Genomic DNA, 25,946 nt, shown 5'->3' on the forward strand with positions numbered 1-25,946 from the left:
TCACTCGGTAGCATGCCGCACTGCGGCAAGCGGCCATCTTAGCGGCAAGCCCGCCCGAAGGGGTCACAGATAGCGCCGGATGGTTTCGCGCAATTCGGCCAGTTGCCCGGGCGTGAGCGGGCCGAGTATCCCACGCCGGTCGGCGGGGATATGCGCGGCGGGATCCTCGTCGTCGAACACGTAATGGTCCAGCAACGCCTTCCACGCGGCCCGCTCCGCGGGCGGCAGCGAGCGGAAGGTGAGGATGCAATGCATCAGGCAGCCCAACGCGGTGTCTGGTGCATAGCCGCTGGCAGGCACGGGTTTCCACCAGTAGTTCACCAGCGCGTTGATCCGCTGCAGCGACTCGACGTGATGCCACCACATCGGCGGGATGTAGATCGCGTCGCCGGGATGCAGATCCGCCGCCTGCGCCTCGGCCAGCGCCAGCTTCAGGCGGGGATAGCGCGGGTCGTCCGGGCGATCGAGCCGGGCGATGCCGATTGCCGCGCCGGTGGGCGCGAAATCCAGCGGCCCGACGTACAGGTTGCGCGCCTGCTCCGGGGCGAACAGGGTGAAGCGCCGAGCGCCGCACACCACGCAGGCGACGTTGTGGTATTCGTCGAAATGCGCCGGCGTGGTGACCTGGTTGCCGATCCAGATGCGCGGCTGGATGCCGCGGTCGAGAAACGGCAGCGCGTGATCGTCCAGCAACCCCGGCAGGCAGGCGGAGATCAGCGCGCTCTGCATCGCCAGGCCCGGCGCATCCGGCTGGCGGCTGTACTGCGCCAGCCGCTGCAGGCCCTGCGTGATCGAGACGCGGTGATGCGCATAGTTGAAGCCGTCGAACGCCGCGTTGTAACCGATCACCCCGCCCTCATCCAGCGGCATCAGCAGCGCATCGACCTCGCTGCCGTTGTCCAGCGCGGCCAACCGCTGGGCAAACGCGGTGTCCGACTGCCGCGCCCAGGCCACCATCGGCCAGTCGCGACACAGGTCGCGGATGACCAGCGGGCGCTCGCGGCCGACCAGGTCGGCGAGTGCGTTCGGTTGGCCGGTATCGCGATGTTCCTCGATCGCCGTGGGCATGTCGCTCACTCCGCGTCGACCGTGCGCACCGCACGGATGAAGGCTTTCAGTCGCGCCGGATCCTTGATCCCCGGCGCCGACTCCACGCCGCTGGCCACGTCCACCGCCCACGGGCGCGCCGTGCGCACGGCATCGCCCACGTTGCCTGCGTGCAGGCCGCCGGCCAGGATCAGCGGCTGCGCGAGCCCGCCCGGCAGCAACGACCAGTCGAAGGCTTTGCCGCTGCCGCCGGCTTCGCCGGCAGCGTGGCCGTCCAGCAACAAGCCGGTGGCATGCGGATAGTCGCGCAGGCGCGGCAATGCCGCCGCACCCTCTCCCATCGCGATGGCTTTCAGGAACGGATGGCCAAACTGTGCGCACCAGCCGTCGCTCTCGTCGCCATGGAACTGCAGCAACATGGGTCGCACTTCATCGAGCACCTGCCGTACCAGGCTCGCTTCGTCGTCCATGAACAGCGCGACGGTGGCGACGAACGGCGGCAACGCCACGACGATCCCGCGCGCCTGCGCCAGCGTCACCTGTCGCTTGCTGCGCGCGCTGAACACCAGCCCGATCGCGTCGGCGCCGAGGCGTACGGCGAGCAGCGCATCCCCGATCCGGGTCATGCCGCAGCACTTGATGCGGGTCACTGGCCGGCTCCCATCAGGCAGACTTCCGGCGGCAGGCCCCAATGCGCCTCGTAACGCGGACCGACGAAGGTCAACCCCGAAGCCAACGCCGTCGGCCCGGCCACCTGGCGGTCGCGGCCGGCCAGCAGGTCGGCCAGCCATTCCACCGGCTGCTCGCCGCGCCCGATCAGCAGCAGCGAGCCGACGATATTGCGCACCATGTGGTGCAGGAACGCGTTCGCCTCGATGTCGACGAACAACTGTTCGCCCTCGCGCCGTACGCTCACCGCCAGCACGCTGCGGCGCGGGTGCGCGGCCTGGCAGGACAAGGCGCGGAACGCGCTGAAATCGTGCTCGCCGAGCAAGGCCTGGGCGGCGGCATGCATGCGCTGCGCGTCCAGCGGCAGGCGCTCCCAGGTGACGTAGCGCGCGTCCAGCGCCGCACGCACCGGCCGGTTGAGGATGTGATAGCGGTAACGCCGGCTGCGTGCCGCGTAACGCGCGTGGAAACTGTCCAGCACCGGCTGCGCCCACAGCACCGCCACGCTGGCCGGCAGGTTGGAACAGGTACCCAACACCCAGCCGCGCATGTCGCGGCGCGCCTCGGTATCGAAGTGCACGACCTGGCAGCGCCCATGCACGCCGGCGTCGGTGCGCCCCGCGCAGCTGACCTCGACGGGATGGTCGGCGACTTTCGACAAGGCCTGCTCCAGCACCCCCTGCACGCTGACGTCCGTCTTCAGGCGCTGCCAGCCGTTGAAATCGGTGCCGTCGTATTCGATGCCGAGAGCAATGCGCATGGGGTCGTGCAGGAATCCGCGGAAAGAAGAAGAAAGATTAGCAGGCCACAACGGCATCGGGCCGGCAGAAGCCGGCCCGATTCATCCCGCGGGTGGTACCTGACGCCTCAGTGCAGGCTGTCGAGCAGACGCTTGGCGACGTCCCTCTGCATCTGGCTGCCTTCCTTGGCCACCTCGCCGAGCATGGCGCGGGCGCCTTCGGCGTCGCCCATGTCGATATAGGCACGGGCCAGGTCGAGCTTGGTGTCCACCGGATCGTCGTTGAATTCGCCCAGGTCGTTGCCCTCGTCGGCTGCCTGGTGGGTGCTGTCCGCTTCGTCGAAATGCCAGCTTGCGGCCGGCTCGGCAGGGGCCGGCCGATCCGTCGCCAGTGGCGCGACCACGGTGGCGTCGTCCGATGCCGGCGCCGGACGGGACGCCGCTTCGGCTGCGGCCTGGGTCAGATCGAAATTGAAGTTGTACTCGCTGACCTTCTTCGGCCCGTTCGAGGGCAACGGCGGCATCGAGGAGACGACCGTGGGCGCATCGCTCTCGTCGGCATAGTCGTCGATGTTGAACTCGCCGCGCGCTGCCGCATCGTCACGCGCCACCGGCTCGGCGTGATGGTCGAACAGCGGATGCCCGGGCACCAGGTCCTCGCCCATGTGCAGCACGTCCTGCCACTCATCCTGCTGCGGGTCGGTGATATGGGCGTGCATCGCCTCGGCCGCCGCCTCGAAATGCTCGACGTCGCGACGCGAGTAGTACAGGGTGACCAGTTCCAGATGCAGTCCGATGTCGTCCGGGTGCTCGGCCAGCTGGTCGAGCAACTCGTCCTGGTCGACATCGTCGCCGAGAAGGTCCTGGTCGGCGGCGGACGTCGAACCGAAACGGTCCGCCAGCGATGGCGCGGACTTCGAAGCGGCGGCACCCGGCTTGCGCCGACGGCCCAGTATCGCCAGCAGGATCAGCAGCACGATCGCGCCGGCCCCGGCTCCCCAGGCCCAGGTCTGCATGTACCACGGCTGCTCTGCAGCAGCCGGTTGATTGGCGGGCTTCTCCACCGGCTTGACCGGTGCCGGCGTCGCGATCGGCGTGGTGACCACGGACGCACCAGTGGCCGGTGTGTTGGCCACGCTGGACGCGCCGGTCGGCGTGGTGCCTGCCGCCGCGGTCGAACCTGCGGCGACCGGCGCCGCAACCGCGGTGGCGGCAGTGCTGGCGGTAGCGGTTTCCAGGTTGGCTTCCGCTGGCGTGACCGCCGCGACAGCCTTCGCCGTGCTGGCCGCAGCCGGCGGCATGCCGGCAGCCTTGCGCGCGGCCGCAAGCTTGGCCTGCAGTTCGGCGATCTCGTTGTCCTTCAGCGACAACAGGCGCTCGTTCTTGTTGTTGATGTCCGCCAGATCCTTCAGGCGGGTCTTCAGGTCGGTGCTCTGCTGCTGCAGGCTGGCCAGGCTTTCCTGGGTACGCAGGAGGTCCTGGCGCAGGCTGGCGCTGGCCTTGTCGCCCGCACCGCCGCCCCGGCTTCCCGTGCTGCTGCCCTCCTTCGCCGGCACCAGCGCCAGCCGGTCCCCGTTGTCCGGCGCATTGACCGGCGCACTGGAACGGGAGGCACGGGTCGCGGCATCGGCCACGACCGTGGGCTTGCCCGGCACGCCGGCACGCCAGTCGCTGTTCTGCCGGCGCACCTCGGCGACGGCAGCAGCGATCGTCATGGCCTGCGCCTCGGCCGGCGTCGGCACGCGCAGCACCGCGCCGCTCTTCAGCGCGTTGATGTTGTCGCGGTAGAACGCGTCCGGATTGGCCTGTTTCAGCGCCAGCATCACCTGTTGCACATCGACGCCGGCCGGCGCCACGCTGCGCGCGATGCCCGACAGCGTCTGGCCGCGCTCGACCGGGCCGTACTGGCCGTTGCTGACCATCGGCGCCGCCGGTTTCGGAGCTGGCGCGGGCGCAGGTGCCGCCGGCTTGGGCCGGGCAGCCACCGGCGCCGCGGCCGGAGCCTTCGTGCGCTGCACTGGCTGAGGTTGGCTCGGCGCCGGCGCAGCCGCAACGGCCGTTGCCGCCGGCGCATTCGGCGGATCGAGCAGGATGGCGTACTCGCGCACGCTCTTGCCGGCCTTGCCGTTCACTTCGATCAGGAGGTCGAGGAAGGGATCATCCACCGGCGCACTGCTGGTAATGCGGATGACCGGATGACCGGCACCGGCATTCGCCACGCTGAAATGCAGCGGGATCGTGGTGCGCCCACCGACGATGCCGGCGCGAGCAAATTCCTCGCTGGAGGCCAGTTGGACGGTGAGTCCCTGCAACTCCGCCGGGCTGTCGGGATGCAGGGGAATCTCGGCCAGCAGCGGCTGTCCCAGCGCCGACTTGACCTGGATCTGGCCAAGATCCATGGCCATGGCCTGGCTGCCGCCCAGTGCCAGCGCGATCAGCATCGACAATTTCAACGAACGATTCATTGCGTGTTCCCCCGAACGATCCTGGCGCAACTCTTAATTTATTTATGGCGTTGCCGCAATGGCGACCCCGGCCCCAAACGAGGTGCCACTTTAGTTATATGCAGGCCAATCAACAATAGCTGCGGCGAATACTTGCAGTACATTGCTACGGTGTGTTCTCACCGTAGCCACGCTTTCTAACGCGAGTCCGAGGCCGGCCTGGCCTGCAGTTCATGCAGCTGCTTTTGCAGCTCGGCGATGGCCTGGTCCTGCTGCTGCAGACGCTCACTGGCCCGCTTGCTGTCCGATTCCTGCCGGTCGAGATCCTGTTCCAGCCGTTTCACCTCGGCCTGGCGGCTGACCAGCTGCCGCTGGGCGGCTGCCGGCGCCGTCGAGGGCGACTTCGCCTGATCACTGGCCCAGGCCGTCGAGACAATCATAAATCCAACAGTGACAACGAGTTGCATAAAACGCATCTTAGAGATAATCCTCGATCAACAATTCGGCGATCTGTACCGCATTCAGCGCCGCGCCCTTGCGGATATTGTCCGAGACGATCCACAGGTCCAGCCCGCGCTCGTGCGAGATGTCCTCGCGGATGCGCCCCACGAACACCGCGTCGTTGCCGGCCGCCTCGCCCACCGGGGTCGGGTAGCCGCCCGGCTTGCGCTCGTCCACCAACACCACGCCCGGTGCCTGCCGCAGCAGTTCGCGGGCCTGTTCGGCGGTGATCTTGTCGCTGGTCTCGATATGCACTGCCTCGGAATGGCCATAGAACACCGGCACGCGTACCGCGGTCGGGTTCACCTGGATCGACTCGTCTTCCAGGATCTTGCGGGTCTCCCACACCAGCTTCATTTCCTCCTTGGTGTAGCCGTTCGGCTGGAAATCGTCGATCTGCGGGATCACATTGAACGCGATCTGGGCCGGGAATTTCTTGCCCGGCTCCACGCTTTGGAAGTTCAGCAAGGCCGCGGTCTCCCGGCCCAGCTCCTCCATGCCGCTGCGGCCGGCACCGGATACCGACTGGTAGGTGGCCACGTTGATCCGCTCGATCTGCACCGCGCGGTGGATCGGCGCCAGCGCCACCAGCATCTGCATGGTCGAGCAGTTCGGGTTGGCGATGATGCCGCGGCTGGTGTATTGCGCGATCGCGTGCGGGTTGACCTCGCTGATCACCAGCGGGATGTCGTCCTGGTAGCGGAACTCCGAGGTGTTGTCGATCACCACCGCGCCGGCCGCCGCCGCGCGCGGCGCGTGCTCGCGGCTGACCGAGCCGCCGGCCGAGAAGAACGCGATGTCGACGCCGGCGAAGTCGTAGGTGTCCAGCAGTTGCACGGTGATGTCCTTGCCGGCGAACTTGACCTTGCCGCCGGCCGAACGCTCGCTGGCCAGCGGCACCAGCTCGCTGATCGGGAACTCGCGCTCGGCGAGGATCGCCAGCACGGTCTCGCCGACCGCGCCGGTAGCGCCGACCATGGCGACCTTGTAGCTGCTCTTCTGACTCATGGGTGGTGTTCTTCGCTCAGGGTGGGAAGGTCGTGCCGGCCGTCAGGCCAGCACGTTGGGATTGAGGATCGTGGGCGGCCGCCCGGCATGCGGACCATGGCCGAACAGCGCCAGCACATTGTCCACGGCCAGGGCGGTCATCGCACGGCGCGTTTCGGTGCTGGCGCTGGCGATATGCGGGCTGAGCACGACGTTGTCCAGTTCGAGCAGGCCCGGATGCAGCGCCGGCTCGCCTTCGAACACGTCCAGCCCGGCCGCCGCCAGCCGCCGCTCGCGCAGGGCGGCCGTCAACGCCTTGTCGTCCACGATGCCGCCGCGGGCCACGTTCACCAGCACCGCGGTCGGCTTCATCAGCGCCAGTTCGGGCGCGCCGATGGCGTGCCGGGTCTGCGGCGTCAGCGGCAGCACCAGCACCAGGAAATCGGATTCGCGCAGCAATTGCGCCTTGTCGACGAAGCGCGCGTGGCAGGCCCGCTCGGTCGCCTCCGGCAGCGGCGAACGGTTGTGGTACAGCACCGGCATGCCGAAGCCGACCGCCCGATGCGCGATCGCCTGGCCGATCCGGCCCATGCCGAGGATGCCCAGGGTGCGGCCGCGCACGTCGGTGCCCAGCCAGGCCTTGAACTCGGTGGCCTTCCAGTGCCCGGCACGCAACCAGCGCTCGGCCGCATTCATGCGCCGCGCGGAGCCGAGCAGCAGCGCCCAGGCGTAGTCGGCCACGCTTTCGTTGAGCACGTCGGCGGTGTTGGAGGCGGCGATGCCGGCGGCGCTGAGCGAGTCCAGATCGAGATTGTCGTAGCCGACGCCGAGATTGGCGACGATGCGCAGCCGTGTCGCGTGGGCGATTTCCGCCGCGCCGATGCGGTCCTTCAGGCCCACGATCGCGGCGTCCTGCGTCGCCAGCCTGGCCGCCAGTTCGGACGAACTGAACTTGCGTTCCTCCGGCTCGACCGTCACCTCGAAATGCGGTTCGAGCCGGGCGACGATGCCCGGGAAAGTGGGGCGCGAGACCCATACGCGGGGCTTGTCAGTCATCGGCACGGTTCCGGTTGCGACAGTCGGTTCATCACGGAATGCGCGGCGCCACCGCACCCACGTCGCCGCACTGGGCGCGATGGCGCAGCGCGTGATCGATCAGTACCAGCGCGACCATCGCCTCGGCGATCGGGGTGGCGCGGATGCCGACGCAGGGATCGTGGCGGCCCTTGGTCACCACCTCGACCGGCTCGCCGGCCAGGTTCACGCTGTGGCCGGGGATCAGGATGCTGGAAGTCGGCTTCAACGCGATCGAGGCGACCACCGGCTGGCCGCTGCTGATACCGCCGAGAATGCCGCCGGCGTGATTGGACGCAAAGCCGTCCATGCTCATCTCGTCGCGATGCCCGCTGCCGCGCTGGGCCACGGCGGCGAAACCGTCGCCGATCTCCACGCCCTTGACCGCATTGATCGACATCAGCGCACCGGCCAGGTCGCCGTCGAGCTTGCCGTAGATCGGCTCGCCCCAGCCCGGCGGCACGCCGTCGGCGACCACGTTGACGCGCGCGCCGACCGAATCGCCGGACTTGCGCAGCGCGTTGATGTAGCTCTCCAGCGCCGGCACCTGGGCCGCATCGGGCCAGAAGAACGGGTTCTGCTCCACTGCGTCCCAGTCGAACGCGTCCGGCACGACGTCGCCGATCTGCGCCAGGTAGCCGCGCACGCGCACGCCGTAGTGCTCGGCCAGCCACTTCTTGGCGACCACCGCGGCCGCCACGCGCACGGTGGTCTCGCGCGCCGAGGAACGCCCGCCGCCGCGCGGATCGCGGATGCCGTATTTCTGCCAGTAGGTGTAGTCGGCGTGGCCGGGACGGAAGCTTTGCGCGATGTCGCCGTAGTCCTTGCTGCGCTGGTCGGTGTTGCGGATCAGCAGCGCGATCGGCGTGCCGGTGGTCTTGCCCTCGTACACGCCGGAGAGGATCTCCACCTCGTCGGCCTCGTGCCGCTGCGAGGTATAGCGGCTGCGGCCGGTGGCACGGCGATCGAGGTCGCTGCGGAATTCTTCCGGCGCGATGGCCAGCCCCGGCGGGCAGCCGTCGATCACGCAGCCGATCGCCGGGCCATGGCTTTCGCCGAAGGTGGTGACGGTGAACAGTTTGCCGAAGGAGTTGCTGGACACGGGGTTTGGACGTCCATTAGTTGATCGGGGCAGCTTACCCGCGATGGCGTTCGGTTGCCTGCCATTCGCGCGCCAGCAGGGCGAAGATCACGTCGTCGACCCACTCGCCATACAGCCACAGACTCTCGCGGTGATGCGCCTCCTGGCGCATGCCGAGCCCGCGCAGCAGCGCCATGCAGGCCAGGTTGCGCGGGTCGACCGAGGCGTGGACGCGATGCCGGCCCAACGGGCCGAACACCTGGTCGAACACGGCGCGCACCGCCTCGCCGGCATAACCACGGCCCTGCCCGGCCGGTGCGATGCTGATGCCGAACTCGACCGATGCCTCGGCATCCTCTGGCAGGTTCACGCCGAGGTCGCCGACCAGACGACCGTCCTCGCGCAGGCGGATCGCGCGCTGGAACCAGCCATGCACGGGTTCCGGCGGCTGCGCAGCGATGAACTCGCGCGCGGCGGCGACGTTGGCCGGGCGCCAGCCCTGGTAGCGGGCCACCGCAGGATCGGCGCGACAGGCAAACAGCGCCGCGGCATCGTCAAGTCGCAATGCGTCGATCCGCAATCGCGCCGTGACCAGTTCCATCGCTCAGCCCGGACGGCGCGCGGCGGCCGCCGCGTGGATCGCCGCCGCGTGCTCGACCAGGTCGCGCCGCTCCAGTGCGAACACGCCCATCGGGCCGACCTTGAACTCGATCCACACGAACGGCACTTCCGGCAGCAGCGCGGCCAGCGCGTGCTCGCTCTCGCCCACCTCGACGATCAGCAGGCCGTCGTCGGTGAGATGGCCGGCCGCCTCGTCCAGCATGCGCAGGCACAGGTCCAGGCCGTCCACACCGGAGGTGAGGCCGAGCTTCGGCTCGTGCGCGTACTCGCCGGGCAGCGCGGCGTATTCGTCCTCGGTGACGTACGGCGGGTTGGAGACGATCAGGTCGTACTTGCGCCCGGCCACGCCCGCGAACAGGTCGGACTGGATCGCCTCGACGCGGCCCTCGACGTGCTGGAACGCGATGTTCTCGCGCGCCAGCGACAACGCCTCGCTACTGACGTCGACGATGTCGACCTGCCACTCGGGGTTGTACTCGGCCATCGCGATGCCGATGCAGCCCGAGCCGGTGCACAGGTCCAGCGCGCGCTCGATGCGGCGCTCGTCCAGCCACGGCGCGAAGCCCGACTCGATCAGTTCGGCGATCGGCGAGCGCGGCACCAGCGCGCGGCGGTCGCTCTTGAACTTCAGCCCGGCGAACCAGGTTTCGCCGACCAGATAGGCCACCGGCAGGCGCTCGCTGACGCGGCGCTCGATCAGCGCCAGCACGCTCTCGCGCTCGGTCGTGGTGAGCCGGCCCGCGCCGTACGCCGGCGGGATGTCCGGCGGCAGATGCAGGCTGGCCAGCACCAGGTGGGTGGCCTCGTCGATCGGGTTGTCGTGGCTGTGCCCGAAAGTGAGCCCGGCCGCCGAGAAGCGGCTGGCGCCATAACGGATGAAGTCGATGATGGTGGCGAGCTCGGCGGTCACGGCGATCCAGGGGTGCGGCGGATTGGCCGGCCATTATAAGGCCTGAAGCGGCGTCCACCCCGTATACTGGGCGGATGACTTTCAACGTATTCCTGCAGTACATCCTGCCGCACCGCGCGCTGTCGCGGGTGGTTTACTGGGCCACGCGCTGGACCTTCGCGCCGTGGAAGAACTGGCTGATCGCCACCATCGTCCGCAACTACGACGTCAACATGGCCGAGGCGGCGCAGACCGATCCGCTGGCTTACCAGCACTTCAATGCGTTCTTCACGCGCAAGCTGAAGCCCAACGCGCGCCAGGCCGATGCCGACCCGGCCGCCCTGCTCTCGCCGGCCGACGGCCGCATCAGCCAGGCCGGTACGATCGTCGACGGGCGCATCTTCCAGGCGAAGGGGCAGGAATACACCGCCGCCGAACTGCTCGGCGGCGACGAGGCCGCGGCCGCGCCGTACCGCAACGGCCGCTTCGTCACCGTGTACCTGTCGCCGCGCGACTACCATCGCGTGCACATGCCGCTGAAAGGCACGCTGAAGGAAACCGTGCACGTGCCCGGGCGCATCTTCAGCGTGGCGCCGTTCGCGGTCGAGGCGATCCCGCGGCTGTTCGCGCGCAACGAACGGCTGGCCTGCCACTTCGAGGGCGAGCACGGCCCGTTCGTGGTGGTGATGGTGGGCGCGATCCTGGTGTCGTCGGTGGCCACGGTGTGGGACGGCCTGGTGATCCCGCCGTACGCGTCGTCGATCCGGCGCAAGTCGTTCGCCGGCCAGAACATCATGCTGGAACGCTTCGCCGAGATGGCGCGCTTCAACATGGGCTCCACCGTGATCCTGCTGCTGCCCGAGGACGCGGCCGAGCTGGACGCCCTGCAGCCGCAGCAGGCCGTGCAGGTGGGCCAGCGACTCGGGCGCGGCTGAGCACCCGTATTCCCACGCCCCAAAAACTGACGCGGCAGGTCATTTTGTGACGCCCTAGGCGCTATTCGGCGGGTGGCTTCGCTACGCTCGTGGCTTCGCCGCGCGTCTTGCGCGCCGTCGAATTCCAGCGCCGAGGGGATCTCATGCAAATACTGACGCCACTCCTTGTGATGATGCGCGCGCGCCAGCTTGGCCGCCAATTCCGCGACATCGAACGCAGCGTGCGGGCCTTGCCCAAGCGCAACCGCGAACGCCTGAGCACGCTGACCCTGCGCGAGATCGGACAAGCCTCGCGCAGCGATTTCCCGCACCTGTACGGCACCGCGCCGGAAGCGCGTTACCTGCCCTGGGGCCAGGGCACCGAAGCGGGCTACGAGCGCGCCTGCTCGAACAACGCCGAAGTGGCGCTGCGTGGCATCGCGCTATGGCTGGCCGTGGCCTACCACGAAACCAAGAACTCCCCGCACGCCAGCCTGCAGCCGCAGCACCGCCAGCTGATGCAACTGCTGCGCGAATTGAAGGAAGTGCACGGCGGAGGCGGCACTGCCAACAGCTGGGTGCAGGAAAGCGCGGTCGCCTGAAGCCCGGCGACCGCCATGGCCGCTCAGCGGCAGACCGGCAATTTCAACGTCTGCCCGATGCTGATGTGGTGGTGCTTCAACCCGTTCATCTCGGCAATTTCCTGCACGCTGGAGCAGTGCAGCTTGCGCACGATGCTGATCAGCGTATCGCCGCGGCGCACCTTGTAACGGCTGGTTCCCCTCACCGCAGGCGGAGGCGCCACCGGCGCCTGCACCACCGGCACCACCGCGCGATGCAGGTCGCCGGCGAGAATCGGCCACGGGCCATCGACACAGCGCGCGGCGTAGGCCTGCTCCAGCAGCTTCGGCAACTGCAGCTGCGCGCCTGCCGGCTGGGTCACCTGCGGGTCCAGCCGCGGATTGAGGTTGCGCAGGGTACGGAACCAGCCATCCCTCATGCCGCCGGCCGAACCCAGGCACACGGTCAGCTCCGACAGCGAGGCCGGCCGCTGCAGGGTGACCGTGCCGGGCGCACCGTCGATCTTGGGGAAACGCAGGTTGTAACTGTCCGGATGCTGGAACAGCCACGCCGCGGCAAGTACCGCCGGCACGTAGTCACGGGTTTCCTGCGACAACTGGTCGTAGATGCGTGGATCGTAGAAGCTCACCGAGGTGTCGTCGCCGACCGTGCGGCGCATGCGCCCTTCACCGCCGTTGTAGGCACCGAGCGTGAGTTCGAGGTTGTCGTTGAAGATCCGCAACTGCTCGTTGATGTACTCGGCGTTCGCCCGCGCCGATGCCGCGGGATCGAAGCGCAGGTCGAAACCGTTGTCACTGCCCAGGCCGAAGCGCATCCCGGTGGCGTACATGAACTGCAGCGGCCCGGACGCGCCCGAGCGCGAAACGGCGTGCACCTTGCCGCCGGATTCCTTCGCCATGATGCCGAACAGCAACGCCTCGGGCAGGTCTGCCTTCTCGTACGCCGGCCACATCTGGTAGCGCAGGTACTGGTAATTGACCCAGGCGTCCATCAGCTGCGGACGCCACTGGGTCAGCCACATCTCCAGCGCCGCCTTCACCGGGCCGTTCATCGCGATCAGCTGCGACAGCTTCTGCCCATGCAGCAAGGTGACGCTGCGCTGCGCTTGCGGCAGGCTGGCCGCGCCGGCGTTGCCGGCGGCAAGCGCCGCCTGCGACAGGTCGACATCGCTGTCCAGGTCCTGCCCGTCGCCGAAGTCGCCGTCCTTCAGGCGCAACAGGTGATCGAACACCGAGAAGAACCGCTGCGGGTCACAGCCTGGCGTCGTGCCGCAACGCGCCGAGGCTTCCTTCAGGCGGTCCAGCGATTGGGTCAGGGTCAGCCGCGAAGCCTGCTGGTCGCCTTCGCGCGACTGCTGCAGGGCGGTCTCGTAACCCTTGCTGGCCAGGTCGAGCTGGCTGTACAGCGCATCCACCGGGGTCGGGGTTTTGCCGCCGCCGGTGCTGGCGCAGGCACCGAGCAGGCTGGCCGCCACGGCAAACGGCACCAGGCGCATGGAACGAATCACCGAGCACGACGACATCACAAACTTCACCCGCGGAAAACGTCCACCATAGCGGGCGCAGGGCTTCGACTCAACGCGCCAGGTCACGCCACGACAGCCTCGCCGTCTTGGCTACAATCGCCCAACCAGCAACGGACGGAACGCCATGACTGAGATCCTGATCGGCCGCAACGACAGCACCAGCGTCAACCTCGACCCGCATTACGGCAACCGCCACGGGATGATCGCCGGCGCCACCGGCACCGGCAAATCCGTTTCGCTGATGGTGCTGGCCGAAGGTTTCTCGCGGCTGGGCGTGCCGTGCTTCCTGGCCGACGCCAAGGGCGACCTGGCGGGCCTCGCGATGGCCGCGGGCGAGCCGGGCGACAAGCTCAAGGCGCGCCTGGCCAAGCTCAAGCTCGCCGACTGGAAAGCACAGGCCAACCCGGTGGTGTTCTGGGACATCTACGGCAAGCTCGGCCATCCGGTGCGCGCCACCATCAGCGAGATGGGCCCCACCCTGCTCGGCCGCGTGCTGGAATTGAACGACACCCAGGAAGGCGTGCTGGAGGTGGTGTTCAAGGCCGCCGACGACCAGGGCTGGCTGCTGCTCGACCTGGCCGATCTGCGCGCGCTGCTCGCCTACGCCGCCGACAACGCCAAGGCCATCTCGGCCCAGTACGGACTGATCAGCACGCAAAGCATCGCGGCGATCCAGCGCGCGATCCTGAAACTCGAAGGCGACGGCGCCGACCAGTTCTTCGGCGAGCCTGCGCTGGAACTGGCCGACCTGATGCGCCAGGACATGAGCGGGCGCGGCATCATCAACGTGCTCGCCGCCGACCAGCTGATCATGAAGCCGCGGCTGTACTCCACCTTCCTGCTGTGGCTGCTGTCCGAGCTGTTCGAGCAGTTGCCCGAAGTGGGCGACCTCGACCAGCCGAAGATGGTGTTCTTCTTCGACGAGGCGCACCTGCTGTTCGACGACGCTTCGCCCGCGCTGCAGCAGCGGGTCGAACAGGTGGTGCGGCTGATCCGCTCCAAGGGCGTCGGCGTGTATTTCTGTTCGCAGAACCCGGACGACGTGCCGGGCGTGATCCTGGGCCAGCTCGGCAACCGCATCCAGCACGCGCTGCGCGCGTTCACCCCGCGCGACCAGAAGGCGGTCAAGGCGGCGGCGGAAACCTTCGTGGCGAACCCGAAGCTCGACGTCACCGAGGCGATCACCAAGCTTGCCGTGGGCGAGGCACTGGCTTCCACCCTGGCCAACGGCGGCGTGCCGACGCCGGTGGAACAGGTCCTGGTGACCACGCCGTGCTGCCGCATCGGCGCGATCACCGACGCCGAGCGCTCCACCATCCGCCAGCGCTCGCCGGTGGGCGGCAAGTACGACACCACCGTCAACCGCGAATCGGCCGCCGAGATGCTGGCCAAACGCGCCAGCGACAAGGCGGCCGATGCGGCCACCGTTGCCGCCGACGCCCCCGCCAAGGATGCCGAGGCAGGCTGGGGCGGCGCCGTGCACGACGCGCTGTTCGGCACCAAGCGGCGCCAGGGCATGATCGAGACGATGGGCAAGCAGATGGTACGCACGGCGGGCAGCCAGCTCGGCCGGCAGATCCTGCGCGGCGTGCTGGGCGGCATCTTCGGCGGCAAGCGCTGAGAGCGCGACGGCATGCCTCGCGTTGAAACCGTCGCTGCCGACACGCCGTTTGGGGAACGCCTGAGAACAGGCTTCGGTTATCCGTTGCGTGGCGCGGCGCTGCCCACCTGCGTGGTCATCGCCTTGCTGCACTACGTCGGCTTGTTGCCCTCGTACATCGGTGCCCTGGCCAGTGCGCTGGTGTGGGCCGCCACCTGGCGCTACGCCGCCGACTGCCTGCTGCATACGGCCCATGGCTACGCCGATCCGCCCGATGTCGGCAGCGATGGCAACGATGCCAGTGGCTGGGGGCTGACCGCGATCCATCTGCTGGTGGTCGCGCTCTGCGTCGTCGCCATCGTGTTCTTCCCACGGCTGCTGTGGCCGGTGTTGATCGTGTCCGCCCTGGCGCTGCCGGCGATCGACATGTCACTGGCGTTCCACGGCAACCTTGCGCTGGCACTCAACCCGTTCAACTGGAAGCGCGTGATCGGCAGCTTCGGCGCGGCCTATCTGGTTCCGGTGGCGATCAACCTGCTGCTGGGCGTGCTGATCGTGCTTGCCTCGATCAGCACCGCGCTGCTGCCCCGGCTGCTGGCGTTGCCGCTGTTTGCCTTCGCCTATACCTACCTGATCGTGCTTGCCTTCCATCTGATGGGCGCGATGATCCACCAGCGCCACGAACGCTTCGGCATCGAGCTGGAGGCCGAGAAACTCGTCGCAGCCTCCCACCAGGATGCCGACAGCCGCCTGCTCGACGAGGCGCGCCGGCTTGCCATCGACGACCCGGTGGCGGCGCTTCGGCAACTGGCTGCCCGCCTGCAGGATCGCACCGCACCGACGTCCGTGCACCAGCTGTATCGCGAGCTGCTGCACCGGCAAGGTTTGCGCGGCGACCTGCTGGTGCACGGCCAGATCTGGATCGCCGCGCTGATCGCCCAGGGCGAACCGCGCCGGGCCCTCGGCGTGCTGCAGGAATGCGGCGGCATCGACAGCGGGTTCGCTCCGGACGACCCGCGCACCTGTGGCGAGCTGGCCGACCTGGCCGCACGGCTGGGCATGAGCCGGCTCGCGATCCAGCTGTGCCGCGGCTATCTCGCGCACTGGCCGCGCGATCCGCAGGCGCCGCACTACGGCCTGCTGGCCGCGCGCCAGCTCGCCGCGCACGCCGACCAGCACGGCGAGGCGACGGCATTGCTGGATCGGCTCGCGGCTGCCTGGCCCGACCATCCGCTGCGTGCCGAGATCGACGCGCAACGGCGACAGCTGGCCAACCCCGCATGAGCCGCTGGCGTCCGCCGGCGCCCGGTTCCACCGCGATCATCACCCGCGAGGGTTTCGAGCGGCTGAAGGCCGAGCTCGACCACCTCTGGCACGTGCTGCGTCCGGAGGTGGTGAAGGCGCTCGCCGCGGCGGCGGCCGAAGGGGATCGCTCGGAGAACGCCGAGTACACCTACCGCAAGAAGCAGCTCGGCGAAATCGACCGGCGCGCGCGTTACCTCAGCAAGCGGATTCCATCGCTGAAGGTGGCCGAGGGCGCGCCAGGCGACCGCAGCAGGGTGTTCTTCGGCGCCCGCATCGAACTGGAGAACGTCGACACCGGCGAGATCCACCGCTACCGCATCGTCGGCCCGGACGAGACCGACGCGAAACGCGGCTGGATCAGCATCGACTCGCCGCTGGCGCGGGCGGTGCTGAAACGGCGCGTCGATGACGAGTTCACTGCCGAACTGCCGGGCGGGCCGGCGGAATTCGCGGTGCTCGCGGTGGACTACGAGGCGGATTAACAGGTTGTCGAAAACGGCAATCCTGCCCTTTTCCAACGCGCCGAGTCCGGCACATGTCCGTACTCGGCGACACCTGCTAATGCGCTGACAGCAGCTGCAGGGCGTGCCGGCGGTCCTGCTCGATTTGCGCCAGCCGGGCCTGTCGCGCCTGCGGCGTGACCCACTGGCTGTGCTCGGCCTGCTGCCGCAGCAGGGTGTACTGCATGTCCACGAAGGGCTCCAGTACGCGATTGTCCTCCGGCGCGAATCCGCCGAGGTCGGGGACGCGGGCCATTTTCGCCTGTTCGCGCGCGCCGTCTTCGCCGCGGGCCTTGCCGTAGCCGAGCAGGAACGCGGTCAGCTTCCGGCGCAGCGACCGGGACATGCCGTCGCGGATCACCAGCACCCCGGAAGGAATCAAGGGCGAGCGCCAGATCACCCGGAGTTGCTCCGCTTCGCGCGGGAAGTTGCGGCGGAACAGGTCCATGTCCGGATTGTTGCTGCTGGCCACGTCCGCCTCGCGGTTGACCACCGCCAGCAGGTTGCTTTGATGGTCGCCCACTCGCACGCTGTTGAAGAACGTGTCGGAGTTGAGGCCGTGCGGCGCAAACACATAGGCCTCCGGCGCGATGTATCCGGTGACCGACAGATGTTCGCTGCGGGCGTAACGCCAACCGCTGCCTGGCGTGGCCAGCAGGTCGTCGAGGTTGCGGATGGGACTATCGCCGCGCACCACCAGCATGGCGACGTTGCCCCTGGCGCCATCGCTGCGCACGAACTGGGCGAATACCTGCATGTGCTGGTGCGTCACCGCCTCGACCGCCAGCCCGCCGGAGAGGAAGGCGATGTCCACCCGCTGCGCGCCGATCGCACTGGAAAGGCTGGCGTAGCTGCCTACCGATACCGTGGTCACCGGGCGCCCCAGTCGTTTTTGCAGGTCGTCCAGCAGCGGGCGCCACTGCTCCAGCGATTCGGCCGCACTGCCGATCGGCAGGATGCCGAAGCGGATCGGCGTCGCCTGGTCGGCCTCCTTGCTTCCCGCCACCGCGCTGCCTGCGCACAGCAGCGCCGCCGACAACCCCACAACAATCACCGCCAGGCAACGATTGCGACGTCCATGGCGCCACCGGAACCCTGCGATGCTCAATGTCCGTTCCCCCGATTCGCGCCGATGTCACGTATATAGTCGTGATCGCCAGTCGGGGCAAGTTCTGGCCTGTCCGCTCAGGAAGCCGGGGATGGCGGCGGGTATTCACGTCCGGCGCGGCGCGGCTGGTAGCAGACGGCAGTGCGATGGAAGGCCTCGTCGGCGTTGTCGGGATGCCAGTCCGGAATGCCCGACAACGGCAGCGGCCGCAGTTCCAGTGGATCGAGCAGCACGCGGCCCGCGTCGATCGCGGCGGCACAACGTGCCGGCAGGTCGGCGTCGCCATCCGTCTGGAACACCAGCGCCTTGCCCACCAGCAGCTTGCCTGGATTCAGCGCCAGCTCCAGCAGGGCATGGCCAAACAGTTCCAGCCGGATCGAGCCGTCCAGCCACGCCTGCCGTCGGCGCCAGAACAATCCATGCCAGTCGTGCGCATCCCACAGCGCCAGCAGCGCGGAGTCGCTCAGGCCGACGATCACGCCGGCCTCGTCGAAGTGGGTTAGCGCATACTGCGCGCGCGAACGCAGCTTCGGCCCCATGTGGGCGATCTCGGCCATCTGGCGCCGGTTCAGCGCCTGCTTCAACGCCGGGTGGCGCAGCCACGCCAGCGCATTCAGCAGGTCGTGCCAGTTGCCTGCGCGGGTGGCGATCTGGCCGCATTCGGCAATGCGTTGCTCGTAGTGCCGGCCATCGGCCAGCAGGGCCGGCGTCTGCGCCACGAAGCGCTGAGTCATGCCTGCGGGCAGGCGACGGTTGAGCTCGTCGATCGACGGCCACGCCGCACCTTCAAGCAGGTCGGCGTACTCGCGCCACGCCGCCAGCGGCGGCCGGCCGAACACCGTCGGGTCGACCGTGCCGCGGGCCGGCGCGACGTATTTCATGCGCTCGTCCATGAGCGCGGCGACCCGCAGATCATCATGGCATGCACTCCACGCTTCGCATCGACGCCAGAAGCGGCCATCCATGGCCGCACTCTCAAATGATCTTCAGCCCGGGATGTGCCAGCCGCGCGGTAAGGTCGTGCTCGCTGGCGGACTCGACCACCACCTCGACGAACTGGCCCGGCTTCAGCGACTGGCCGTCGGCGATCAGCACGCTGCCGTCGATCTCCGGCGCATCGGCGGCCGAACGCGCCACTGCGCCATCGGCACCGGCCTCGTCGACCAGCACCTTGATCGTGCGGCCGATCTTGCGCTGCAGTTTCGCCGCGGAAATTCCCGCCTGCACCGCCATGAACTGCTCCAGGCGGTCTTCCTTCAATTCCTCGGGGACCGGGTCAGGCAGTTCGTTCGCCTTCGCACCGTCCACCGGCGAATAGGCGAAGGCGCCCACGCGATCGAGCTCGGCCTCGCGCAGGAAGTCGAGCAGTTCCTCGAACTCCGCCTCGGTCTCACCGGGGAAGCCGACGATGAAGGTGCTGCGGATGGTCAGGTCCGGTACCTGAGCGCGCCAGTTCTGGATACGCTCCAGCGTCTTGTCGATGTTGCCCGGCCGCTTCATCAGCTTGAGGATGCGCGGGCTGGCGTGCTGGAACGGTATGTCGAGGTACGGCAGAAGCTTTGGCATGCCGTTATGGGTCTGGGCCATCAGCGGCATCACCTCGTCCACGTGCGGGTACGGGTAGACATAGTGCAGCCGCGTCCATACGCCGAGTTCGGACAGGCCTTCGCATAACTCGGTCATGCGCGTGCGGTACGACCTGCCGCGCCACTCGCGCTCGGCATATTTCAGGTCGACGCCGTAGGCGCTGGTGTCCTGCGAGATCACCAGCAGCTCCTTCACGCCGCCCTTGACCAGCCGCTCGGCTTCCAGCAGCACTTCGTCGACCGGGCGCGACGCCAGGTTGCCGCGCATCGACGGGATGATGCAGAAGCTGCAGCGGTGGTTGCAGCCTTCGGAAATCTTCAGGTAGGCGTAGTGCTTCGGGGTCAGCTTGACGCCGGTGTCCGGCACGATGTCGATGAACTTGTTGCGCTTGGGCGGCAGCGCGGCGTGCACCGCGCTCATCACGCTGGCGTAGTCCTGCGGGCCGCTGATCGACAGCACGTCGGGATAGGCCTCGCGGATCAGCGCCTCGCGCTTGCCCAGGCAGCCGGTGACGATCACCTTGCCGTTCTCGTGCAGGGCGGTGCCGATCGAGTCCAGCGACTCCTGCACCGCGGCATCGATGAAACCGCAGGTGTTCACCACGACGGCGTCGGCCGCGCCGTAGCTGGGCACGATCTCGTAGCCCTCGACCTTGAGCTGGGTGAGGATACGCTCGGAATCGACCAGCGCCTTGGGGCAGCCAAGGCTGACAAAGCCGATCTTGTGTGCGGTCTGGGACATGGATGGCGCTGCCGGGAACATGCGAAGTAACCGCCGATTATACGGCAGTGCGGGCCGGGCGCCGGCACGGCTAGACTTCACGAGATCCCCTCGCCGGAGCCAGCCATGGGCCAGCACATCAACATTCCCACCACCCGCACCCAGTGCATCGGCGGCTACCTCGCCCAGCCGCAGGGCAAGCCGAAAGGCGGCATCGTGGTGATCCAGGAAATCTTCGGCGTCACCGCGCACATCCGCCACGTGGCCGACCGCTTCGCCGAATACGGCTATACCGCGATCGCGCCCGCGTTCTTCGATCACCTGGAAAGCGGCGTGGAACTGGGTTACGACCAGGTCGGCGCCAACAAGGGCAAGCAGCTGATCGCCGAGCTGGGGCTGGAGCGCGCCCTCGAGGACGTCGCCAGCGCGGCCGAATCGATCGCGTCGGCCGGAAAGATCGGCAGCGTCGGCTATTGCTGGGGCGGCACCGTGGCCCTGCTCGCCGCGCTGCGCCTGGGCCTGCCCTCGGTGAGCTACTACGGCGCGCGCAACCTGCCGTTCCTGCACGAGACGCCACAGGCGCCGGTGATGTTCCACTTTGGCGAGAAGGACCACAGCATTCCGCCCGAGACGGTGGCGAAGCATCGCGAGGCGCTGCCGCAGATGGATGTTTTCACTTATCCGGCCGACCACGCCTTCAACCGCGACGGCAGCGCCCCCTACCATGAGGCCAGCGCGAAGCTGGCGCTGCAGCGCACGCTGGCCTTCTTCGACCATCACCTGGCCGGCGCATGAGCGAGGCAGGTTTCGCGCTCGATCCCCGACTCGCGGCGGATACCCGCCCGGTCGCGTCGCTGCCGCTGTGCGACGTATTGCTGATGAACGACGCGCGCTATCCGTGGCTGATTCTGGTGCCGCGTCGCGCCGGCCTGGTCGAGATCGCCGACCTGCGCGACGACGAACAGACCATGCTGTGGCAGGAGGTGAATCGCGCCGCCGCCGCCCTGCGCGCCGTCGCCCCCTGCGACAAACTCAACCTCGGCGCACTGGGCAATATCGTGCGCCAGCTGCATGTGCATGTGGTCGCGCGGGTCGAAGGCGATGCGGCATGGCCGGGGCCGGTGTGGGGGAATGGCCAAGCCGTGGCCCGTGGCGATGCGCAGGCGAGGCTGCTGATCGCAACGCTGCAACAACAACTGGCCACCCCGGATACGCCGGACACGTAAAGGACCCGCGAATTTCTTCGCGAGCCCTTCGATGCATACCGCCCAGCCGTCAGTGCTGCTGCTGGGTCGGATCGCCGTAAGTGCTGTCGGCCGCCGACTTGCCTCTCTGCTCGTCGTTCATCTGCACTGGTGCGCGATAGTCTTCCAGCCTGCGGGCCTTGGTGGCTACCGGGTTGATCTTCTTCAGCGTGCCGTCATCGTCGTAGTACACGGTGAATCCATAGTCGAGCTGCATGCGCGCCATGTACTGCAGATGCTGCTTGCGCACCTTCGAGTCATCGCTGCGCTCCAGCAACACGGTCTTCGGCAGCTTGCCCTGGTCTTTCAGATAGGCGAAATGGCTGCCGGTATCCAGAGCGGACAGCACGGCACCATCCACCAGGAACTGGCCACTCTTGTAGGCCTTGATGACGGTGTCGAACTGGCCTTGCGCCTGGGCGGCGCTGACTTCGTCCTTGGTGCTGCCGCGATGACAGCCGGCCAGCACCAGCAGGCTGCCCAGCATGGCGGCCGCGGCTGTGCGGGTCAGCAGGGTCGATAAACGGATCATCTGTGTCTCCTGGAAAACATGTGGTGCGCTCGGCAGAGTGTAGCGCCCGGCCGCGATCGTGAGCAGCCCTGGATGCCACCCGTTCAGGGGGCCTATCAGGTGCGCGGCAAAGTCACGCCCTGCTGGCCCTGGTACTTGCCGCCGCGGTCCTTGTAGCTGGTTTCGCATTCCTCATCGGATTCGAGGAACAGCATCTGCGCCACACCTTCGTTGGCGTAGATTTTTGCGGGCAGCGGCGTGGTGTTGGAGAACTCCAGCGTCACGTGGCCTTCCCATTCCGGCTCCAGCGGCGTCACGTTGACGATGATGCCGCAGCGCGCGTAGGTGCTCTTGCCCAGGCAGATCGTCAGCACCTTGCGCGGTATGCGGAAGTACTCGACCGTGCGCGCCAGCGCGAACGAGTTCGGCGGGATGATGCATACGTCCGCCTCCACGTCGACGAAGCTGGTCGGGTCGAACGCCTTCGGGTCGACGATGGTGGAGTTGATGTTGGTGAAGATCTTGAACTCGCGCGCGCAACGCACGTCATAACCGTAGCTGGAGGTTCCGTAGGAAATCAGCTTGTTGCCTTCGCGCAGCTTGACCTGGCCGGGCTCGAACGGCTCGATCATGCCGTGGCTCTCGGCCATGCGACGAATCCACTTGTCGGGTTTGATGCTCACACGGACTCCGGTCGGTAGCGGGACGGCCCGGTCGGGCCAGGCGCAAAGCGGCAAAAATACATGGTCGGGACGCTGCCGCGCCAGCCGGGCGGCTTCACGCCACGGGCAAAGCCTCGACCAGAACATCCAATGCAGCCTGCAATTCCGCACAACGTTCTGCACTGACCAGCACCTGCGCCGCGCTGCAACCGGCGCCGGGCAATGCCACCAGCACGGGCTGCGGTGCCAGCAACTGCGCGGACATGGTGACCAGGATCTCGGCCAGCGCTTCCTGCGCATGGTACGAACCGCGCGCGGCCGTGTTCAGCAGCAGCACCGGCTTGCCCGGAAATTCCAGGCTGCCGACCAGCCAGTCGAGCAGGTTCTTGAACGCGCCGGGCACGCCATGCGCATACTCGGGACAGGCGATCAGCAAGGCATCCGCGCGACCGACGGCTTCGCGCAGGGCCGATACCGACGCGGGCACGGCCGCCATCTCATCGTCGGGATTGAACAGCGGCAAGGCGCCGAGTCCCTCGTACAGTTCGAGGTCGATCGTCGACGGCGCAAGTTGCCTCGCCGCCTGCAGCGCCGCCGTATTCGACGATGTCCGGCGCAGGCTGCCGGACAGGCACAGCACGCGCTGCGCCGGCGCCGTCATGCCGTGGGCGCGCCTTGCACCACGATCTTGCCCAGCCCCAGCGACTTGTTGCGCGGCTGGCGCGACAGCCGGCCAGCCGCGTTGCGGGCGATCTCGCGATAACGCATGGCGAGGTCGGAATCGGGCATCGCTGCCACCGTGGGGTTGCCGCTGTCGGCCTGCTCGCGGATGCGGATGTCCAGCGGCAACGACCCCAGGTACGGCACGCCGTATTGCGTCGACATCCGCTCGCCGCCGCCTTCGCCGAAGATGTGCTCCTCGTGGCCGCAATTCGAGCAGACATGCGTGGCCATGTTCTCCACCACGCCCAGCACCGGCACCTCGACCTTCTCGAACATCTTCAGCGCCTTGCGCGCATCCAGCAGGGCGATGTCCTGCGGCGTGGTGACGATCACCGCGCCGGCCACCGGCACCTTCTGCGACAGCGTGAGCTGGATGTCGCCGGTGCCCGGCGGCAGGTCGACGATCAGGTAGTCGAGCTGTTCCCAGCGCGTGTCGGTAAGCAACTGCATCATCGCCTGGGTGACCATCGGGCCGCGCCAGATCATCGGCGTGTCCTCTTCCACCAGGAAGCCGATCGACATCACCGGCATGCCGTGCGCCTGCATCGGGATGATGCTCTTGCCGTCCGGCGAGGCCGGCTTGCCGTGCACGCCCAGCATGGTCGGCTGGCTGGGACCGTAGATGTCGGCGTCCATCACGCCGACCTTCGCGCCTTCGGCCTGCAGCGCCAGCGCCAGGTTCGCCGACACCGTGGACTTGCCCACGCCGCCCTTGCCGGACGCCACCACGATGATGTTCTTCACGTTCGGCAGCGGCCCCAATGTGCCCTGCACCTTGTGCACGTGGATGCGGCTGGTGATCGACACGGCGGCCGACTCGATCGCCGGATCGGCCTGCAACGCTTCGCGCGCGCGTGCAACCAGCACGTCGATCGCACCGGCGGCCGGATAGCCCAGTTGCAGGTCCACCGACACCTTCGCGCCGTCCACGCCGACCGCGCGCACGGCTTCGGCCAGCGGCGCACCGGTATGGGTGTCGATGAGGTCGCCAAGGATCTGGCGGACCAGGGCTTCGTTCGCCTGTGTCATGTCGGCTCGGGTGTTTGTGGGGCGTCCATTATGCCAGCCCACCGTCGCGGCCCCGCTGACCTGGGTCAGCGACAGGCATGGCGCAATGCAGCTTGACGCTCCCGCGGAACCTCGCCAGTCTCGCATCCATACGCTTTCGTACGGGAGGACCATCCATGAAGCATGCTTTCCGCCTCGCCTTCGCCGCCGGCCTGCTGCTGGCCGCCGGCACCGCGCTGGCCGCCAACGACACGCCGGCCGGCACCTGGAAGACCATCGACGACGCCACCCACCAGCCGAAGTCGATCGTCGAGATCACCGAGCACAACGGCGAGTACCAGGCGAAGATCGTGGAGCTGCTGAACCGCTCGCCGGAAGACGTGGCCCGCGACGGCGAGCACCCGGTCTGCGCCAAGTGCGATGGCGAACGCAAGAACCAGCCGATCGTGGGCATGACCATCATGTGGGGCGTCAGCAAGAACGACGACGTGTGGGACGGCGGCAAGATCCTCGATCCGAAGAACGGCAAGGTCTACAAGGTAAAGCTCTCCCTCAAGGACGGCGGCCAGAAGCTCGACGTGCACGGCTACATCGGCTTCGCCCTGCTCGGCCGCTCGCAGATCTGGGAACGGCAGAACTGACCCGCCTTCACTGCGTCTGACCGAACGCCCCGCACCGCCCGCCGGTCCGGGGCGTTTCCATGCCTGGTGCGGCGCCCCGCCTGCCGCGAAAAACGATGCGACACATCGGCGCGCTCACACCTTTGCCAGCCCGGCCGAAGCGGCCGTCAGCAGCAACAGGCCGGCCACCGCCGCCAGCGCCACCGGCAGGCTGCTGGCCTGGGCCAGGAAACCGATCAGCGCGGGGCCGCTGAGCAGACCGGCGTAACCCAGGGTGGTTACCGTGGCGATCGACATGCCGGGCGAAGCGCCGGGCAGACGACCGGCCGCGCCGAACATCACCGGCACGATGTTGGCGGCGCCCAGTCCCACCAGCACGAAGCCGACCAAGGCCGCCGGTGGCCACGCCAGCAGCGACGCCAGCAGGAAACCCGTCGCCGCGATACAAGCGCCGATGCGCACGGTCAGCACCGGGCCGAAGCGCGCGATGGTGCGGTCGCCGGTGAGTCGGCCCAGCGCCATCGCCACCGAAAACGCGGCATAGCCGATACCTGCGGAGGCCGCCGAAAAGCCGCGGAAGTCGCGCAGGAAGACCGCGCTCCAGTCCAGCATCGAGCCCTCGGCCAGGAAGCTGATGAAACACAAAAGGCCCAGCACCAGCACGATGCCGCGTGGCATGCCGAACGCCGCCGCGCGCTCGCCGGCGTCGTCGACCTCGTCGATCAGGCGCGGCCACTGCGTCGCCACCACGACGGCCAGCAGCGCGGAAATGGCGACGGCCGCGACGGTCAGCGACATGCCCAGCGCCAGCAGCAGGCTCATGCCTGCCGCCCCGCCCAATCCGCCGACGCTGAACAGGCCGTGGAAGCCGGACATCAACGGGCGGCCGTCCCGGCGCTCCACCTCCACCGCATGCGCGTTCATCGCCACGTCCACCGCACCCAGCGCCACGCCGAAGTAGAGCAGGCCGAGTGCCAGCGTCGCCGTGCTGGGCGCGATCGCCAAAAGCGGCAGCGCCAGGCACAGCATCAGTCCGCCGACGCCGATCACGCGGCGGCTGCCGAAGCGGTGGGTGAGAAAGCCGACCAGCGGCATCGACACCATCGAGCCACCGCCGAAGGCCAGCAGCAACAGGCCGAGCGAAGCTTCGTCGAGGCCGAGCCGCGCCTTTGCGTACGGCACCATCGGTGCCCAGGCGGCCATGCCGATGCCTGAAACCAGGAAGATCAGGCGGGTGGCACGCACGGCCGATGAAAGTCCGTTCCGCTCACCCGCCAGCAGAGCG

27 protein-coding genes are annotated in these 25,946 nt (G+C 68.1%); 8 read left to right on the top strand and 19 right to left on the bottom strand.

Annotation, left to right across the window (positions count from 1 at the left end):
* Positions 1-63: 63 nt before the first annotated feature.
* The 10 genes from ABIE04_RS02155 to prmB form a co-directional block, all read right to left on the bottom strand.
* A complete protein-coding gene (locus ABIE04_RS02155) occupies positions 64-1,068 on the bottom strand; it encodes a cupin-like domain-containing protein (protein ID WP_354546935.1) in 1,005 nt (334 codons plus the stop codon).
* 5 nt (positions 1,069-1,073) lie between these two features.
* A complete protein-coding gene (locus tag ABIE04_RS02160) occupies positions 1,074-1,697 on the bottom strand; it encodes a phosphoribosylanthranilate isomerase (protein ID WP_354546936.1) in 624 nt (207 codons plus the stop codon).
* Positions 1,694-2,476 (bottom strand): tRNA pseudouridine(38-40) synthase TruA, encoded by a 783-nt coding sequence (gene truA / locus ABIE04_RS02165; RefSeq protein WP_354546937.1) that lies wholly within the window; start codon positions 2,474-2,476, stop codon positions 1,694-1,696. The genes ABIE04_RS02160 and truA overlap by 4 nt, the downstream gene beginning before the upstream one ends.
* Positions 2,477-2,583: 107 nt before the next feature.
* Positions 2,584-4,920 carry a FimV/HubP family polar landmark protein gene (locus ABIE04_RS02170; RefSeq protein WP_354546938.1) on the bottom strand — a complete coding sequence of 779 codons (2,337 nt, stop codon included), beginning with the start codon at positions 4,918-4,920 and terminating at the stop codon, positions 2,584-2,586.
* A 176-nt stretch (positions 4,921-5,096) separates the two neighbouring features.
* A complete protein-coding gene (locus ABIE04_RS02175) occupies positions 5,097-5,339 on the bottom strand; it encodes a hypothetical protein (protein ID WP_354546939.1) in 243 nt (80 codons plus the stop codon).
* 37 nt (positions 5,340-5,376) lie between these two features.
* Complete coding sequence (locus ABIE04_RS02180; protein WP_354546940.1) at positions 5,377-6,408, bottom strand: aspartate-semialdehyde dehydrogenase; 1,032 nt, start codon at positions 6,406-6,408, stop codon at positions 5,377-5,379.
* A gap of 42 nt (positions 6,409-6,450) precedes the next feature.
* Complete coding sequence (locus tag ABIE04_RS02185) at positions 6,451-7,443, bottom strand: 2-hydroxyacid dehydrogenase (protein ID WP_354546941.1); 993 nt, start codon at positions 7,441-7,443, stop codon at positions 6,451-6,453.
* A gap of 31 nt (positions 7,444-7,474) precedes the next feature.
* The gene (aroC, locus tag ABIE04_RS02190; protein ID WP_354546942.1) at positions 7,475-8,563 is read right to left on the bottom strand and encodes a chorismate synthase; all 1,089 of its coding nucleotides are present in this window, start codon (positions 8,561-8,563) and stop codon (positions 7,475-7,477) included.
* 34 nt (positions 8,564-8,597) lie between these two features.
* The gene (locus ABIE04_RS02195) at positions 8,598-9,143 is read right to left on the bottom strand and encodes a GNAT family N-acetyltransferase (protein WP_354546943.1); all 546 of its coding nucleotides are present in this window, start codon (positions 9,141-9,143) and stop codon (positions 8,598-8,600) included.
* 3 nt (positions 9,144-9,146) lie between these two features.
* A complete protein-coding gene (gene prmB / locus ABIE04_RS02200) occupies positions 9,147-10,073 on the bottom strand; it encodes a 50S ribosomal protein L3 N(5)-glutamine methyltransferase (protein ID WP_354546944.1) in 927 nt (308 codons plus the stop codon).
* A 74-nt stretch (positions 10,074-10,147) separates the two neighbouring features.
* Here prmB and asd point away from each other — a divergent pair, with 74 nt between their 5' ends.
* Both asd and ABIE04_RS02210 read left to right on the top strand, forming a co-directional pair.
* Positions 10,148-10,987 carry an archaetidylserine decarboxylase gene (gene asd / locus ABIE04_RS02205; protein ID WP_354546945.1) on the top strand — a complete coding sequence of 280 codons (840 nt, stop codon included), beginning with the start codon at positions 10,148-10,150 and terminating at the stop codon, positions 10,985-10,987.
* Positions 10,988-11,130: 143 nt separating this feature from the next.
* Positions 11,131-11,568, top strand: coding sequence for a hypothetical protein (locus ABIE04_RS02210; protein WP_354546946.1), 438 nt, complete (start codon positions 11,131-11,133; stop codon positions 11,566-11,568).
* Between the two features lie 23 nt (positions 11,569-11,591).
* Here ABIE04_RS02210 and ABIE04_RS02215 read toward each other — a convergent pair whose 3' ends face one another.
* Positions 11,592-13,070 carry a transglycosylase SLT domain-containing protein gene (locus tag ABIE04_RS02215; RefSeq protein ID WP_354546947.1) on the bottom strand — a complete coding sequence of 493 codons (1,479 nt, stop codon included), beginning with the start codon at positions 13,068-13,070 and terminating at the stop codon, positions 11,592-11,594.
* 127 nt (positions 13,071-13,197) lie between these two features.
* On the opposite strand from ABIE04_RS02215, the gene ABIE04_RS02220 reads away from it, so the two are divergent.
* From ABIE04_RS02220 to greB, 3 genes are read left to right on the top strand one after another with little or no spacing between them, the layout of a single operon-like run.
* On the top strand, positions 13,198-14,694 hold the full coding sequence (locus tag ABIE04_RS02220) for a helicase HerA-like domain-containing protein (protein WP_354546948.1): 1,497 nt from the start codon (positions 13,198-13,200) through the stop codon (positions 14,692-14,694).
* Between the two features lie 12 nt (positions 14,695-14,706).
* Positions 14,707-15,957 (top strand): hypothetical protein, encoded by a 1,251-nt coding sequence (locus ABIE04_RS02225; RefSeq protein WP_354546949.1) that lies wholly within the window; start codon positions 14,707-14,709, stop codon positions 15,955-15,957.
* Complete coding sequence (greB, locus tag ABIE04_RS02230; protein WP_354546950.1) at positions 15,954-16,460, top strand: transcription elongation factor GreB; 507 nt, start codon at positions 15,954-15,956, stop codon at positions 16,458-16,460. Before ABIE04_RS02225 ends, greB begins: the two co-directional genes overlap by 4 nt.
* A gap of 76 nt (positions 16,461-16,536) precedes the next feature.
* On the opposite strand, the gene ABIE04_RS02235 is transcribed toward greB, so the two are convergent.
* From ABIE04_RS02235 to rimO, 3 genes are all read right to left on the bottom strand, one after another.
* A complete protein-coding gene (locus ABIE04_RS02235) occupies positions 16,537-17,532 on the bottom strand; it encodes a phosphate/phosphite/phosphonate ABC transporter substrate-binding protein (protein ID WP_354546951.1) in 996 nt (331 codons plus the stop codon).
* 131 nt (positions 17,533-17,663) lie between these two features.
* Positions 17,664-18,467, bottom strand: coding sequence for a DUF3025 domain-containing protein (locus ABIE04_RS02240; RefSeq protein ID WP_354546952.1), 804 nt, complete (start codon positions 18,465-18,467; stop codon positions 17,664-17,666).
* Between the two features lie 94 nt (positions 18,468-18,561).
* On the bottom strand, positions 18,562-19,914 hold the full coding sequence (rimO, locus tag ABIE04_RS02245) for a 30S ribosomal protein S12 methylthiotransferase RimO (RefSeq protein ID WP_354546953.1): 1,353 nt from the start codon (positions 19,912-19,914) through the stop codon (positions 18,562-18,564).
* A gap of 105 nt (positions 19,915-20,019) precedes the next feature.
* Between rimO and ABIE04_RS02250 the strand changes: the two genes are divergently transcribed.
* Together ABIE04_RS02250 and ABIE04_RS02255 are read left to right on the top strand one after the other, a co-directional pair.
* Complete coding sequence (locus ABIE04_RS02250) at positions 20,020-20,688, top strand: dienelactone hydrolase family protein (RefSeq protein ID WP_354546954.1); 669 nt, start codon at positions 20,020-20,022, stop codon at positions 20,686-20,688.
* Positions 20,685-21,119, top strand: coding sequence for an HIT family protein (locus ABIE04_RS02255; protein WP_354546955.1), 435 nt, complete (start codon positions 20,685-20,687; stop codon positions 21,117-21,119). Before ABIE04_RS02250 ends, ABIE04_RS02255 begins: the two co-directional genes overlap by 4 nt.
* Positions 21,120-21,168: 49 nt before the next feature.
* Here the strand turns inward: ABIE04_RS02255 and ABIE04_RS02260 are convergent, their stop codons facing one another.
* From ABIE04_RS02260 to apbC, 4 genes are all read right to left on the bottom strand, one after another.
* On the bottom strand, positions 21,169-21,669 hold the full coding sequence (locus ABIE04_RS02260; protein WP_354546956.1) for a hypothetical protein: 501 nt from the start codon (positions 21,667-21,669) through the stop codon (positions 21,169-21,171).
* A gap of 95 nt (positions 21,670-21,764) precedes the next feature.
* Positions 21,765-22,331 (bottom strand): dCTP deaminase, encoded by a 567-nt coding sequence (gene dcd, locus ABIE04_RS02265; RefSeq protein ID WP_354546957.1) that lies wholly within the window; start codon positions 22,329-22,331, stop codon positions 21,765-21,767.
* 94 nt (positions 22,332-22,425) lie between these two features.
* On the bottom strand, positions 22,426-22,971 hold the full coding sequence (locus ABIE04_RS02270) for an NADPH-dependent FMN reductase (RefSeq protein ID WP_354546958.1): 546 nt from the start codon (positions 22,969-22,971) through the stop codon (positions 22,426-22,428).
* Complete coding sequence (apbC, locus tag ABIE04_RS02275) at positions 22,968-24,062, bottom strand: iron-sulfur cluster carrier protein ApbC (protein ID WP_354546959.1); 1,095 nt, start codon at positions 24,060-24,062, stop codon at positions 22,968-22,970. The genes ABIE04_RS02270 and apbC overlap by 4 nt, the downstream gene beginning before the upstream one ends.
* Positions 24,063-24,217: 155 nt before the next feature.
* Here apbC and ABIE04_RS02280 point away from each other — a divergent pair, with 155 nt between their 5' ends.
* Positions 24,218-24,682, top strand: coding sequence for a DUF2147 domain-containing protein (locus ABIE04_RS02280; RefSeq protein WP_354546960.1), 465 nt, complete (start codon positions 24,218-24,220; stop codon positions 24,680-24,682).
* A gap of 114 nt (positions 24,683-24,796) precedes the next feature.
* Here the strand turns inward: ABIE04_RS02280 and ABIE04_RS02285 are convergent, their stop codons facing one another.
* Positions 24,797-25,906, bottom strand: a complete 1,110-nt coding sequence (locus tag ABIE04_RS02285) for an MFS transporter (RefSeq protein WP_354546961.1) — start codon at positions 25,904-25,906, stop codon at positions 24,797-24,799.
* Positions 25,907-25,946: the final 40 nt, after the last annotated feature.

The organism is Rhodanobacter soli, from assembly GCF_040548735.1.
GTDB lineage: Bacteria > Pseudomonadota > Gammaproteobacteria > Xanthomonadales > Rhodanobacteraceae > Rhodanobacter > Rhodanobacter soli_A.